The organism is Bradyrhizobium sp. CCBAU 45384 (assembly GCF_028128665.1).
Classification (GTDB): domain Bacteria; phylum Pseudomonadota; class Alphaproteobacteria; order Rhizobiales; family Xanthobacteraceae; genus Bradyrhizobium; species Bradyrhizobium manausense.
Window position 1 is genome coordinate 23,829 of the sequence record NZ_LBIZ01000104.1, and the last position, 14,223, is coordinate 38,051.

Annotated in this window: 14 protein-coding genes; 5 read left to right on the forward strand and 9 right to left on the reverse strand. The window is 63.2% G+C overall.

Annotated features, from left to right (window positions below):
• Positions 1 to 29: 29 nt before the first annotated feature.
• A complete protein-coding gene (locus XH80_RS14910) occupies positions 30 to 383 on the forward strand; it encodes a hypothetical protein (RefSeq protein ID WP_057744342.1) in 354 nt (117 codons plus the stop codon).
• A 220-nt stretch (positions 384 to 603) separates the two neighbouring features.
• On the opposite strand, the gene XH80_RS14915 is transcribed toward XH80_RS14910, so the two are convergent.
• The 6 genes from XH80_RS14915 to XH80_RS14940 form a co-directional block, all read right to left on the reverse strand.
• A complete protein-coding gene (locus XH80_RS14915; protein ID WP_057744338.1) occupies positions 604 to 1,098 on the reverse strand; it encodes a hypothetical protein in 495 nt (164 codons plus the stop codon).
• Positions 1,099 to 1,362: 264 nt separating this feature from the next.
• Entirely contained in the window at positions 1,363 to 2,094 is a 732-nt protein-coding gene (locus XH80_RS14920) for an aspartate/glutamate racemase family protein (RefSeq protein ID WP_271599208.1), read from the reverse strand.
• Between the two features lie 5 nt (positions 2,095 to 2,099).
• Positions 2,100 to 2,978 (reverse strand): ABC transporter permease, encoded by an 879-nt coding sequence (locus tag XH80_RS14925; protein WP_271599209.1) that lies wholly within the window; start codon positions 2,976 to 2,978, stop codon positions 2,100 to 2,102.
• A 3-nt stretch (positions 2,979 to 2,981) separates the two neighbouring features.
• On the reverse strand, positions 2,982 to 3,941 hold the full coding sequence (locus tag XH80_RS14930) for an ABC transporter permease (protein ID WP_271599210.1): 960 nt from the start codon (positions 3,939 to 3,941) through the stop codon (positions 2,982 to 2,984).
• A complete protein-coding gene (locus XH80_RS14935) occupies positions 3,941 to 5,230 on the reverse strand; it encodes an ABC transporter substrate-binding protein (protein ID WP_057744324.1) in 1,290 nt (429 codons plus the stop codon). The genes XH80_RS14930 and XH80_RS14935 overlap by 1 nt, the downstream gene beginning before the upstream one ends.
• Positions 5,231 to 5,273: 43 nt before the next feature.
• Complete coding sequence (locus tag XH80_RS14940; RefSeq protein WP_271599211.1) at positions 5,274 to 6,260, reverse strand: ABC transporter ATP-binding protein; 987 nt, start codon at positions 6,258 to 6,260, stop codon at positions 5,274 to 5,276.
• A 266-nt stretch (positions 6,261 to 6,526) separates the two neighbouring features.
• Between XH80_RS14940 and XH80_RS14945 the strand changes: the two genes are divergently transcribed.
• Positions 6,527 to 7,234 carry a GntR family transcriptional regulator gene (locus XH80_RS14945; protein ID WP_271599212.1) on the forward strand — a complete coding sequence of 236 codons (708 nt, stop codon included), beginning with the start codon at positions 6,527 to 6,529 and terminating at the stop codon, positions 7,232 to 7,234.
• A 432-nt stretch (positions 7,235 to 7,666) separates the two neighbouring features.
• Positions 7,667 to 9,010 carry a metal-dependent hydrolase family protein gene (locus tag XH80_RS14950; protein WP_271599213.1) on the forward strand — a complete coding sequence of 448 codons (1,344 nt, stop codon included), beginning with the start codon at positions 7,667 to 7,669 and terminating at the stop codon, positions 9,008 to 9,010.
• Positions 9,011 to 9,133: 123 nt separating this feature from the next.
• On the opposite strand, the gene XH80_RS14955 is transcribed toward XH80_RS14950, so the two are convergent.
• The 3 genes from XH80_RS14955 to XH80_RS14965 all read right to left on the reverse strand — a co-directional run bounded on the left by XH80_RS14955 (position 9,134) and on the right by XH80_RS14965 (position 12,085).
• A complete protein-coding gene (locus tag XH80_RS14955; RefSeq protein ID WP_220002589.1) occupies positions 9,134 to 9,760 on the reverse strand; it encodes a transglutaminase-like cysteine peptidase in 627 nt (208 codons plus the stop codon).
• A 330-nt stretch (positions 9,761 to 10,090) separates the two neighbouring features.
• Entirely contained in the window at positions 10,091 to 10,702 is a 612-nt protein-coding gene (locus tag XH80_RS14960; RefSeq protein ID WP_057744308.1) for a PilZ domain-containing protein, read from the reverse strand.
• A gap of 165 nt (positions 10,703 to 10,867) precedes the next feature.
• Entirely contained in the window at positions 10,868 to 12,085 is a 1,218-nt protein-coding gene (locus XH80_RS14965; protein ID WP_271599214.1) for an MFS transporter, read from the reverse strand.
• A 441-nt stretch (positions 12,086 to 12,526) separates the two neighbouring features.
• On the opposite strand from XH80_RS14965, the gene XH80_RS14970 reads away from it, so the two are divergent.
• Complete coding sequence (locus XH80_RS14970) at positions 12,527 to 13,678, forward strand: zinc-binding dehydrogenase (RefSeq protein ID WP_271599215.1); 1,152 nt, start codon at positions 12,527 to 12,529, stop codon at positions 13,676 to 13,678.
• 3 nt (positions 13,679 to 13,681) lie between these two features.
• On the forward strand, positions 13,682 to 14,164 hold the full coding sequence (locus tag XH80_RS14975; protein ID WP_271599216.1) for a DUF5680 domain-containing protein: 483 nt from the start codon (positions 13,682 to 13,684) through the stop codon (positions 14,162 to 14,164).
• Positions 14,165 to 14,223: the final 59 nt, after the last annotated feature.

Genomic DNA, 14,223 nt, shown 5'->3' on the forward strand with positions numbered 1-14,223 from the left:
TGGAGCGTTTCCACGCGGAGGGTGAGTTGATGTTGCGCAAGTTGATCGTGGCCGCACTGGCCATCGCGGCGGTTGGTCTCGCAGCGCCCCAGGCGGCGCAGGCGCGGGGCGGTTTCGGTGGCGGCGGCCATTGGGGTGGTGGCGGCTGGGGCCACGGAGGCTGGGGCCATGGTTGGCACGGCGGCGGCTTCTGGCCGGGTGTCGCGATCGGCGCCGGCATTGCGGGTGCCGGCTATTACGGCGCTTATGGCTATGGCTACCCGTACTATGGCGAATACTACGGCGTCGGCTACGAAGACTACGGTGCGCAGTGCTACCTGGTGCCGCAGCGCGTGATGACGCAATGGGGCTGGCGCGTCCGCCGTGTTCAAGTTTGTGAATAGAAGCAACTGCTATGAGGGCGGTGCCTGGCCGAGGCACCAGATTACCTCGGTATCAAAAAACAAGGCCGTTGACGCAGTATACCGTCAACGACCTTGCCAGCCCCGGATATTGAAATCGGCTCACGCCATCCGGTAGAGCCGAACATGGCCTGGAATCACACCGACAAATGTGATCCATTTCACATCCGGCGAAAATAAAGGGTCGCGACGCGGGATCTAATCAGCCCCTCGCGCGTTTGCGGGCGCTGGCATGGACGCGGTGGCGCGCCGGTTTCCTCGGAGTAACCGATGGCGTGTCGGCCTCGGTGGACCGGACGCTGGCAAAGGATTGCCGCAGCCCGTCGATGGACTCGTTCAGACTGGTGACCTGATCCGACAGGCGCTTGGTGTCGGCCTGCTGCGAGGCGAGCAGCTTCTTCATGCTCTGGAGCTGGTCCTGCACGACCTGGAGCTGATCGATCGATTCCTGCTGGGTCGCCTCCAGTCCTTTGGTCTTCTCGACCAGTTGTTCGGAGGCCTGCGCCGCGCGCACCTGAAGCTGCCGCGAGGCGACCACGCGGTCGGTCTCAGGCGCAGCGCCGGTATAGGCGCGCCAGATCGCGATCGAGGTGACGCCGGCGATCAGGAGCAGCAGCGCGGCAGCCGTCAACGCGATTGGCTGGGCGCCAAGACGAAGAAGGGGAGTGGACGGTGTGTCCTCTGCGAGATCGATCATCGCTGACAAGACCCAAATTGAAACTTGGTGAGTGCGAAGAGCGGCAGCACAAAAACGCAGACAATGCGGCCGGGGCGTCCCGAAAGTGTTACTGTTCAGCAACAATTGGGACAAAAAGGTGGCCACTTGAGGAAAAAGCCAGGATCCGCTGGAGCTTCGGCAGCGCTTGAGGACGGGCTGCCTTCAACGACGGCTGGATCGTCATGCGATAGGCTGAACGCGGTACACCGTCGAAGGTCCGCGCCGTCAGTGCGCAGCAGACGCTCAGGGCTGAAACGGTGCAAACGGGCCTGAGTATGCCTTCGCGCGCGGCGCCGCGTAGGGGCCAAGCCGGGATGTCGCGAGCCCGAGCCGGACCATTCCTTCCGCCAGCGTCACCGCGGCGGCAACGCCATCAACCACGGGCAGGCCGTGGGTGCCGGCGAGTTCTGCCGCAAGATCGGCCATGCCGGCGCAGCCGAGCACGATGGCCTCGGCGCGGTCGTCGCGAATCGCTGCCGTGATCTCCGCGGAGATCTTGCCGAGCGCCTCTGTATTGCGCTCCTCGAGCGCGAGCACCGGGACTTCGGCGGCACGGACGCGGGCACAGCGCTCGGCCAGGCCGTATTTCCGCAAATTATGTTCGATCGGCACGATGGAGACGCCAAGCGTCGTCACCACGGCAAAGCGTGCCGCGACCAGGCTCGCCATGTGAAAGCCGGCTTCGCCGATGCCGATCACCGGCGCTTTCGCAACGGCACGCGCGGCATCGAGGCCGGTGTCGTCGAAGCAGGCGATGATGTGCGCATCCGCGCCGTCGCGATCGGCCTCGCGGATGCAGCCGAGCATGCCGGGCACCGCGAAAGCCTCGTCGTAGAATCCCTCGATCGAAACCGGCCCCATCGCGGGCTGGCGTGCGTCGATCACCGTATCGGGCAGTGCGATGGCGCGCGCCGCTGCGGCGATCTTCGCCGTCATCGTCGCCGTGGTGTTGGGATTGACGACGTGCAGTCGCATTGCAGTTAGACAAGTCCCTTGCCGGCGTCCGACCCCTTGGCCGCCTGGCGCTTGTTGAGCATGTGGATGGTGCCCAGCGCAAGCGTGATCACCGCGAAGGACACCGCGGAGATGATGGTGCCGAGCGCATAGATATCCGGGTTCGTCACCGTCGTGGTGAGGCCCTGGAGGTCGAGCGGCAATGTATTGACCGCGCCGATCGCCTGGCTGGAGCGCGCCAGCTCATCCCAGGACAGCGTGAAGCCGAATAGGCCGATGCCAATCACGGATGGCAGGATGATCGGCAGCACGACATGACGGAAGGCCTGCCACGGCGTCGCGCCGAGATCGCGCGCCGCTTCCTCGAGCCTGGGATCGAAGCGGTTGAAGATCGCGAACATGATCAAGAGACCAAACGGCAGCGTCCAGGTCAGGTGCGCACCGAGACCCGAGGTGAGCAGGCCCATCGAGGTCTCGAAATTCCCGTTCCAATGCGCCTTGATCAGATCGTCGATGATGCGGAACTCCAATGAGATTCCGAGCGAGGTGATGATCGAGGGCACGATCAGGCTCGCGATCGCCGAGTAGAACAGAATGCTCTGCGCCTTGAACTTCCTGCGGAAGGCCATGCCGGCAGCGACCGACAGCACGACGGTGACGGCCATCACGATGACGCCAAGCAGCAGCGAGCGGCGGAAGGCCGCGCCGAGATCGACGATGCCGGTGCCCTGGAACAGCTTCGTCAGCCAGTAGGTCGACACGCCGTTCATGGGGAAGGTGAGGCCGCCTTGCGGCCCCTGGAACGACAGCACGTAGATCGCGATCATCGGGCCGTAGAGAAACAGCACATAGGCCGCGAAGAAGATTGCAAGCACGTAGAATGAGCGCGGGCGTCCTTCCTTCATCGCCTACAGCTCCTTCTTGATGTCGACGATGCGCGACATCATGGTGATGATCAGGAAGGTGATGACGAGCAGGATCACGGCATTGGCGGCCGCAGCCGGGAATTGCAGCGCGTTGACCCGGGTCTCGATGATCTTGCCGGCGGCGGCGATCTGCTGACCGCCCATCACGCCGATGGTGATGAAGTCGCCCATCACGATGGTGATGACGAAGATCGAGCCGATCACGATGCCGGGCTTGGCCAGCGGAATGATGACGTTGACCAGCGTCTGGAGGCCGGAGGCGCCGGCGTCATAGGCCGCCTCGATCAGCGATTTGTCGATGCGGACCATCGAATTGAAGATCGGCACCACCATGAAGAAGGTGAAGAGGTGGACCAGGGCCAGCACCACCGAGAATTCGGAGAACAGCAGCCATTCCACCGGCTGGTTGATCAGTCCCGTCTTCATCAGGCCGGAGTTGACGAGGCCATTGCGCCCGAGCAGCGGGATCCAGGCGATCATGCGGATGACGTTGGAGGTCCAGAACGGGATCGTGCAGAGCAGCGACAGTCCCATCTGCCAGGTCTTCGACTTGACATGGAAGGCGAGGAAATAGGCGACCCAGAAGCCGATGAAGAGCGTGATGGCCCAGACCAGGAAGCAGAGCTTCAGCGTCTTCAGATAGGTTTTTGCGATCGTGCAGAGATCCGGGAGCTGCGCGATGCAGCCTTCGAACGTGTCGGTATAGCCGCGGCCGGAGAAGGTCGGCAGCAATTGATATTCGTTGTAGTCCCAGAACGAGACGATCACGACGAAGACCAGCGGGATCAGGAAGAAGGCGAGAAATACCAGCATCATCGGCCCGGCCTGGAGCCAGGAGACGAAAGACGGCGACAGGCGCGCGGATTTCGCCGCGCGCCTCGTCTGGGATCCCCGGACGAGGTCCGGGGATGCCTGTTGCAGGATGTCTTCTGACGTATCCATCACGCGGCGATGAACTCGTTCCACTTGCGGACCATGTAGTCGTTTTCGTCCATCACCGCGTTCCAGCAGGCGACCCCGCCCATGCGGTCCTCATAGGAGCCGCCGTCACGCACGGCACCGGCCTTCTCCAGCAGCGAGCCGTCGGGCGCCTTGATGTCCTTCTCGGCCGGCTTGCCCTCCATCCAGTAGGCCCACTCGTAGGGCTCCATGTTGGCTTTCGCGGTAGAGAGCACGGCCGAGTAGTAGCCCTGGCGGTTGAGATACGCGCCGGCATAGCCGGACAGGAACCAGTTGACGAACTCATAGGCCCAGTCGAGCTTGTCGCCCGACACGCCCTTGGAAACGCAGAAGCCGGACGCCCAGGAGCGATAGCCTTCCTTGAGGGGCTGGAAGGTGCAGGGGATGCCCATCGAGCGTACCTTGGTCACCGCCGGCGACCACATCGACTGAATGACGGTCTCACCCGAGGCCATCAGGTTGACGCTCTCGTTGAAGTCCTTCCAGAACGCGCGGAACTGGCCGGCCTTCTTCGCTTCGGTCATCACCTTCATGGTGAGATCGATCTCTTCCTTGGTCATGTTGCCCTTGTCGGCATATTTGTACTTGCCGGTGGCTTCCACGACCATTGCTGCATCCATGATGCCGATCGAGGGGATGTTGAGGATCGAGGCCTTGCCCTTGAACTCGGGATTGAGCAGCTCCGACCACGAGGAGATCGGGCGCTTGATCAGGTCGGGACGGATGCCGAGCGTGTCGGCGTTGTAGACCGTCGGGATCAGCGTGACGAACTCGGTCGCCGTCTTGGAGAACGTCTTGGAGTCCTTGCCTTCGAGATAGAGCACCTTCCAGGGCGCGGTGCCCTGACCGCCGATCTTCTTGCCGCCGGGCGTCTCGCCCTTGGTGAAGACGGGGGTGATGTTGTCGAATTCCTTGATCTTCTTGGCGTCGAGGGCAAGGATGTTGCCCGACGGCACCAGCTTCTTCAGCGAGAAATATTCGGTGTCCAGCACGTCGAAGGAATTCGGCTGGGTCATCACGCGCTTGGTGACGTCGTCGGTCGTCGCGGTGATGTATTCGATCTTGATGCCGGTGTCCTTCAGGCACTGCTTGGAGATGTCGTCGCCCTCGTTCACGGCGGTGCCGAGATAGCGCAGCACCTTCGGCTCGGCCGACATCACGTAGGGGAAGCCGGTGATGGCGCCGGAGCCGGCGGCGAGGCCTGCGAGACCCGCGGTGCCCTTGAGTAGCGTGCGGCGGCTGACGCCTGTCTTCTTGGTCGTCTCTGTCATTCCAGTCACTCCTCTGTGTTGCGCATTTTCTAAAATGACGGCGCTATTGTAGACGTTGCGCCTTGGCGGGATCCCAGGTGGCCAGCACGCGATCGCCCGGCCGGAACGGTTGGACGTCGAAGGTGGACTCGGGAAGATGGGAGAACAGGGCGGTGCCGTCGTCGAGCGTGAGCGAGACGGCAACATAGGAGCCCTGGTACTCGGTCTGGGTCAGCAGCGCCGGCGCGCCGAATGCGCCATCAACGAACGGCACGATGCCGAGCTGATCGGCGCGCACGGCGATCAGCTTGCCGGCGTCGCTGAGGACGTTGTGGCCGCCGATGAAACGCGCCACGAATTCGGTGCGGGGATGGTGGAAGATGTCGCGGGCCGTGCCCTGCTGCTCGATCTTGCCCTGGTTCATCACCACGATGTGGTCGGCGAGCGCCATCGCCTCTTCCTGGCCGTGGGTGACCTGGATGAAGCTGATGCCGAGCTCGCGCTGCAGCCGTTTCAGCTCGCCGCGCATCTTGACCCGCAGGAACGGATCGAGCGCGGACAGCGGCTCGTCGAGCAGCAGGATCTGCGGCTCGGTGATGAGCGCTCGCGCGAGCGCCACGCGCTGCTGCTGGCCGCCGGACAGCTGGGCCGGCAGGCGGCTGGCATAGGGGCTCATCGCGACGAGTTCGAGCAGCTCGCCGGCACGCTTGTGGCGCGTCGGCTTGTCGATGCCGCGCATTTTCAGGGCAAACGCAACATTGTCGAGCACAGTGAGGTGCGGAAACAATGCGTAGGACTGGAACATCATGGCCGTGCCGCGCTTGGCGGGCTCGAGGTCCGTGACGTTCTGCGGGCCGAGGATGATGTCGCCCTCGCTGACCGCTTCATGACCGGCGATCATGCGAAGCGTCGAGGTTTTGCCGCAGCCGGACGGGCCGAGCAGGCAGCAATAGGTACCGGCCGGGATTTTGAGATTGACATTGTCGACCGCTACCGTCGCGTCATAGCGCTTGGTGACGGCAACCAGTTCGAGAGCGGCAGGAGTGGCCATGGCGTGTCCGAGAGGAGGGCGGTGCTCCGCCTCTCTCCGCAAGGTCCGTGCCAACAGCGCCAATATTTTCGAATTCGAAAACTGTGCAGTGGAGTCAGATCGTTAGATCGAATCCAGCGTGTTTGTGCGACGCCTCGGGTCGGCAGGAGCATGCACACAAAATGGGCGAAGATTGTATAAAGTTTCGCCTGTGATTGGATACAGCTCGTCGATTACCATCGAAGGCCGAACGCCGATCGCGTCCTCAAACCCAACACTTCGAGCTGATGGCCGCCAAATCCCGCCCGAAACCCGATGCGCCCGACGCGAGCGATCGCGTCAGCCGGATCAGGGAGGGTGTGACCGCGGCGATCCTCGAGCATCGCCTGCTGCCGGGCACCAAGCTCGGCGAGGATGAGATCGGCGAGATCTATGGCGCGAGTCGGACGCTGGTCCGCACCGCGCTGCAGCAGCTCGCGCATGAGGGCATCGTCAACATCGAGAAGAACCGCGGCGCATTCGTTGCCCGCCCGACGCCTGGGGATGCCCGCGAGGTGTTCGAGGCGCGCCGCCTGATCGAACCCACCATCGTCGATCACGCCGTTGATGCCGTTTCTCCCGCGTGGATCGAGCGCCTTCAGCAGCACCTCACCGAGGAGCGCGAAGCCGAGCTGCGCGGTGATGCGCGCGCCTCGGTCCGGCTCTCCGGCGAATTTCATCGGCTCATCGCCGAGATGAGCGGCCACAGCATCTATCTCGGCTTCCTGAAAGAACTGATCGCGCGCTCCTCGCTGATCATCCTGCTCTATCGCCGTCACGACACGCCCGCCTGCGGCACCGATCATCATGCCGAGATCGTCACTGCGATTCACAAGCGCGACAAGCAGGCTGCGCGCGCGCGGATGCTGTCGCATCTGAACGAGATCGAGGCCGAGCTGTTCCTGAAGGATCCCGCCGCGGACGAGTTGCGGCTTGCCGACGTGCTCGGCGCTTGAGGCGAGCCGCATTGCTCGGTCAAGGCAACGAAGATTTTTCGTTACGCCTGACTGTCAGTGACCGGCTGCAATCTTGCGTTGATCATAGGTCAACTGCGTTGCTCGACTTTTGATGAGAATTCGATGCAAGCGAGGCAGTCTCGCTTACTCATGCGCTGAACTTTCCCGAGAGATGTTTCTGCAATCGCATCTCCCTTGGACTCGTATGGCTGCAATACTAAATCGCCCTATAGTTGTAAATTGACTCCGCCCGATGGCGGGCGTCAACTCTCGTCCGCGCAATGAGTTCTGGAGCTGCTTCGGCAATAGCCCATCCGCTCTGCGGAGTTGGTGCGATGGCGTCGCATTCGGCCGTCGACGAGCGGGAGCGTTGCGGCCGCCTGGCGACTTGCCGCGGCGGCCGCGTAGCGGCACCCCAGCGGGAGATTGAACATGTCGGGATTGTCCAGGCTAGCCGGCTTCACGGCGCTGCTCGCAACGATCGTCTGCACCGCATCGCCTGCGCCGGCTCAGCAGAACGACGCCGTCCTGTTCCGCAACGTCAAGATCTTCGACGGCAAGAACGCGACGCTCTCGGCGCCATCCAATGTCCTCGTCAGGGACGGCAAGATCGAGAAGATCTCGACCGCGGACGTCGGGACCACTGGCCAGGTCGTCGACGGCGGCGGCCGGGTGCTGATGCCGGGACTGATCGATGCGCATTGGCACGCGATGCTGGTGCGGCCGACACCGATGGCGGCGATTGCCGGCGATATCGGCTACAACAACCTGCTCGCCGCCAGCGAGGCGACAGCAACGCTGATGCGCGGCTTCACCACCATACGCGACATGGGCGGACCGACCTTCGGCCTCAAGCAGGCCATCGACGAGGATCTTGTCGCCGGGCCGCGCATCTATCCGTCGGGTGCCATCATCACCATCACGGGCGGCCATGGCGACTTCCGCCAGCTCTCCGACCTGCCGCGAACCCTCGGTGGCATGCTCAGCCGCATGGAGCAGATCGGCGGCAGCATGGTCGCCGACAGCCCGGACGAAGTGCGCGTGCGCGCACGCGAGCAACTGATGCAGGGCGCCTCGCAGGTGAAGCTCACCGCCGGCGGTGGCGTGGCCTCGCCATTCAGTCCATTGGACGTCTCGACCTTCACCGAGCCCGAGCTGCGCGCGGCCGTCGAAGCCGCCGACAATTGGGGCACTTATGTTGCCACCCACGCCTATACGCCGGTCGCGATCCAGCGCTCGATCGCAGCCGGCGTGAAATGCATCGAGCACGGCCATCTGATGGATGAAGCGAGCGCGAAGCTGATGGCCGAGAAGGGAATCTGGCTCAGCACCCAGCCGTTCCTTGAGATGTCCGGCGCGGCCGCCGCGCTCGGGCCTTCGGAGCGGGACAAGAAGCAGCAGGTCGTCGCCGGCACCGATCGCGTCTATGCGCTGGCAAAAAAGTATCACCTCAAGACGGCCTTTGGCACCGATATCCTGTTCTCGCAGGCGCAGGCGGAGAGGCAGGGTTCGTTGCTGGCGGCACTGACACGCTGGTACACGCCGGCCGAAGCGCTGGCCATGGCGACGTCGACCAATGCGGAGTTGTTGAGCCTGTCCGGCCTGCGCAATCCCTATCCCGGCAAGCTCGGCGTGGTCGAAGAGGGTGCGCTTGCCGATCTTCTGTTGGTCGACGGCAATCCGCTCGACAACATCAGCCTCGTCGAGGACCCCGCGAAGAGCTTCGTGGTGATCATGAAGGACGGCAGGATCTACAAGAACATCCTGCCGCGCTGACAACCACGCCCTAAAAAGTTGCGGCCAGGCTTTGGGGGAAGCCTGGCCGCGCGCGAACCGGTCTGGGACGGGGAGGGGTGGGGATGTGACCGGGTCGCGTAACCTGTTGTCTCACTGATCGAACTACTGGTCTCTTGCGCTGGCGGTCGAGACCGCCGGCTTGGTATCGCCAAGCGAGACCCAGACGTTGGGATCGCTTTGCGACTGGCGCTTGACGAAGCGGTAGCCGGTCTCCGTCCAGGCGACGACGTTCTCGTTCTGATTGTCGAGAACGAACTCGCCCTTGTCGGTCTTCACCGTCAGCACCGCGTGTCCTTCGCCCTTCTTGTCGCGCACGACGGTGATGAGCAGGGCCTCGCGCGGCCAGCCGGCATCCATCAGCATCTTGCGCTTCAACAGCACGTAATCTTCACAGTCGCCGTAGCCGTCGGTCGGCAACGACCATTTCTCGACGACGCCCCAGTGCTCCTCGTCGGTCAGAGGCTTGATCGTCTCGTTGACCCAGCGATTGACCTTGGTCAGGTCGCGCCACGCGGCCTGCGACATCACGATGTCGCGTGGCTGCGTCGGTCCGCCCTGACACTGAGCGGCGTTCTCCGCACAAAACTCGACCCAGCCGATCGGCGCGCGCGTGGTGTCGCCGAGGCTCGCGTAGAGCAGGCGGCTTTCGCCGGCCTGCACCGCCGCGCTCATTCCGAACAGCATGGCGGCGAGCGCCAATGCCTTTCCCTGTCCCCTGAAATCCAACATTGCGGCCCCCGTTTCTTGTTGGGACCACATTTCGCACGGAGCTTTTGCGTTGCCACTAAGTCGACCAAGTCAAGTCGAGACGAATGCAAGTAAAACTGGCAGCGAATTCGCTCTATACTTGAATAGATATCGACTAAAATTTGAGAAGACTGGAATTGATTCAAATTGTACCGATTAACGCGGAAACACTGAGGGAACCGCGGCTTGAGCGGATGGACAGGCCGCGCGTTAACCGCCTGCAGCGGGCAGCGAGGCGCGAAAAAGGCGGCGTCTGCATCGCAGAGGCCGCCTTCGGAGCTGGAAAAACCGGGGTTTTGACGCCGTCGCGCTTTACCGCGCGGTAACGCTCTCTTCGAGTGTCTCGATCGGCTGCTCGTGCATGAACTCGAGCGCGAAGCCGTCCTCGAGGTTTCGCACCACGCGGCCCTGGACCCGGCCGAGTAGAACGGTCGATTTCAGCGGCGGACGGTTCTCAGCCGCAATCGCCGCGCCCGACAGCGACAGGTCGATGATGCGGCAGGTCATCTTGGTGCCGTCCTCGAGCGTCAGCACGGCGATCGGGTTGCGCGGCACGATACGGTCGTGGCGGCGGTCTTCCGGCAGGTTGAGGATGTCGCGATTGGCGAGCCAGGTCAGCTGGGCTGCGAGCTTGTCGCGCTTGCGCGGCGTCGCGCCCACCGTCATGGCGAAGCCGTTGTCGATGATCCTCGTGATCTTGCCCTCGACCCGGCCGATATGGTCGAGATAGGCGACCACACGGTCGCCGACATTACCGATGCCGGGCGCGAGCAGCGCAAGGCCCCCCGGCGACATGTTGATCACCTGGCAGGGGAATTCACGGCGATCCGGCAGCATGTAACGGCCGAGCAGGTGCACCTTCACCCGCTGGAAACGCCGACGTTCCTCGGCGGCCGGAAGAAATTTTTTGTTCGCCAACGCCATTTTCACTACCCGACCCCCCGCCCGGGCGGAGTCCGACACGACCCTAAGGTGCATAGGGTTAATGCCACGTTATGATTTGGCGCGGCGATAACGGACCGACACAATGCGTTCAAAAAGCCACATCAGCGGCGGCCTGGTCCCCGGCGGCCCCACTGGCTAGCCCCCTTAGGCTGCCCTGGTCGCACGCCCATAAAGTAGGCAAAGCGCGGCCAGCAGCACTGCGGCCGAAAGGCCCAGCGACCAGTGAATCCCGATCGCCGCACCAAAGACGCCGACGGTGATGCCGCTGAACGCCCGCATGCCAAGTCCCGCCATATTATAGAGACCGACGACGCGGCCGCGGATGTCGGAGGGCGCATTCAGCTGCACCAGGGCCTGCGCCATGGTGTTGAACGACAACTCGAAGAAGCCGGCGCAGAACAGCAGCACGATCGCGACCGGATAGATCCGCACGGACGCAAAGCCGAGCAGCGCTACGCTCCAGAGCATCGCGAGCGTGATCGCGGTGCGCGCAGTGCCCTTGAGGCGTCCCCAGGATTCCAGTGCAATGCCGGCGAGCAGTGCACCGCCGGCGTCGGCCGCGAGCAGCACGCTGTAGGACACGCCGGGATCGCCATGGCCGAGATCGCCGGCAAAGCCCGGCATCTGCGCGTGATAGGCGTTGCCGATCATGAAGGAGGTGAGGCCGGCAAGCGATGTCATCGCCGTCAGCACCGGCCGGCTGCCAATGGCGCGGATGGTCAGTAGGATGTCGGCGAAGCCGCGCACGGCGTAGCGCCGTACGGCAACGCTGCCGTCGCGCACCGGCGCCCAGAACAGCCACAGCAGCATCGGCAGATAGAACAGCGTGTTGAAGATGATGCCGTGCGAGGGGCCGAGCGTCAGCATGATGATTCCGCCGACCGCGGGGCCGACCAGAATGCCGAGATAGCGCGCCATCGCATTCAGCCGCACCGCGCTCGGAAGGTCCGCAGGACCGACGAGATCGTACAGCAGCAGCTGGTTCGGCGTCTGCCAGAGCACGCCGGCGCAGCCATGGATCACCAGCAGCAGCATCGCGTGCCACATCTGGATCGTGTCGGTGATGAAGAAGAAGCCCCAACCGCTTGATGCCAATATGAACAACAGCATGCCGCACTGGATGATGCGGCGCGGATCGAACCGGTCGGCGAGCCCGCCGACTACGACCGAGAACAAGAGGAACGGCAGCCAGTGCGACAGCACGGCAAAGCCGCCCAGCGTCGGCGAGTGGAATTTTTGGAAGACCACCCAATAGCTGATCACGTGCTCGATATTGTCAGCCATCATCGCCAGCACATAGGCGATGAACTGCAGCCGGTACGGCACGGACTTCATCGCCGCGAACGATCCGGACGCGGCCATGGGATTTTGGGGAAGGGGGTTCAAGCGGGCACCACGGGAAGAACTCTTGCGGAGTTACACGTTCGGTGCGGACGGCTCAAGACAATAGCGTGTGCGTGGACGGCAGCTATGCACTGCCGCAACAAGCTCAGACGTCATCCTGAGGTGCGAGCGAAGCGAGCCTCGAAGGATGAATTGCGGGCGGCCGTGGCCCATCCTTCCTTCGAGGCTCCCCTTGCGATGCTGACGCATCGCAAGGAGAGCACCTCAGGATGACGGCGGTGCTTGTAGCAACGCCGTACCCTGGATGGAGCGCAGCGCAATCTGGGGCCAATTCCCGCATTGCGCTGCGCTTCATGCGGGCTACGATCGTTGCCGCGGTTGGCAACTCGCCGAACCTCACATACGCTCTGTCCGAGCCCGCTCCATTATTCAACACAAGCGGGCCGCGAGGAAACAGCCATGGATTCAATCCGCGTATGCACCCACGCAGGACCAGGCTCGGAGCCCGAGATCAAGTCCGTGCCGTGGCCGAAGGTCGGCCGCAAGGGTGCGCTGATCAAGATCGGGGCGTGTGGCGTCTGCGGCACGGATCTGCACATCTTGAAAGGTCATTGGCCGAAGCCGCTGCCCTGGCCGTTTACGCTGGGTCACGAGCTCGGCGGCGTCATCGTCGAATGCGGTGACGAATTCACCGAGGACTTCATGAGCAAGCCGCTCAAGGTCGGCTCGAAAGTGATGATTCCGCCGCTGATGCCGTGCGGCCGCTGCTATTACTGCATTCATTATCCGCAAACCGCCAACAAATGCCTGACGCCGGTTTATTACGGCCGCTATCTCGGCTTCGACAAGGCGCCGCATCTGTGGGGCGGCTGGGCTGAATATGTCTATGTCGATCTCGACATGCTGCCGGGCACCAAGATCTACAAGCTGCCCGACGACATGTCGCTGCGCCTTGGCGCGCTGTCGGAGCCGCTGACCTCCTGCATCCGCGCCTTCAACCGCGCCAGTCGCGCCGGCGGCTTCAGCTGGGCCGACACGGTCGTGATCCAGGGCTCAGGCCCGATCGGCATTCTGGCGGTCGCAGCGGCGAAGGAGATGGGGGCAGGGCGCGTCATCTGCGTCGGCGCGCCGGAGGAGCCGCGTCTCAAGCTCGCGCGCGAGTTCGGTGCGGAAGCCACCGTGAACATCGAGGAGCTCACATCGCCGCAACAGCGGATCGCGCGCGTCCGCGACATCGTCGGCGGCTTCGGCGCTGATCTCGTGATGGATTGCTCCGGCCACCCATCAGCGGGCCCCGAAGGCATCGAGATGCTGCGCGACGGCGGCACCTATGTCGAGATGGGCCAGTTCACCGACGCCGGCTCGATCGAGACCTCCTGGCATCGCATCTGCACCAAGGACCTCAACGTGCTCGGCTCCTGGGGCTTCACCGGCAACGATCTGCCGCTTGGCGTCGACATGCTCTACCGCACGCGCGATAAATATCCCTGGCTGAAGATGCAGACGATCTATCCGTTCACGGAGGAGGGCGTCGCGCGAGCGGTGAAGGATGCGATGGCGATGAAGACAGTGAAGTCGACCATCGTGCCCTGGCCGGAATTGGTGGAGTAGGCCATGCGGTCCATTCCCCATGATCTCGCGGCATTCCTGGTCGAAGCCAAGCGGCGCACCTATGCGGGCCTCGACGATGATGCGACCGTGACCACGCCGCTGCTCACGGGCTCAAAACAGCTTGAGCATCGCGCACCGCCTTACACTTATCGCGATATCTATTTCGGGATGGGATTTTTTGTCGGGCAGGAGACCGTGTCACGCGATGACCGCGTCATCTGGTCGATGAGCTACAGCGGCGGTGCGGGTGCGGACATCACCGACCGGAACAGCTTTCTCGCGATCTACAAGTTTCTGCGTCTGGCGCTGCTGGGCGTGCGCGCCGAGGAGCCCTTCCGGGGACCGCGCCTGTTCGAGCAGGCAGACATGGTTTATCGCAACGAGGTCGATGGCTCCCTCGAGCGCTTTCATGGTATCGAGACGATATCGCGGCATGAAGGCGCTCGGCTTTACGAGCTGCATTATAGCGGGGGACTGTTACGATAAATTTGGTAGATCCCGTAGCCCGGATGGAGCGAAGCGTAATCCGGGGTCCGCCGGTCCCG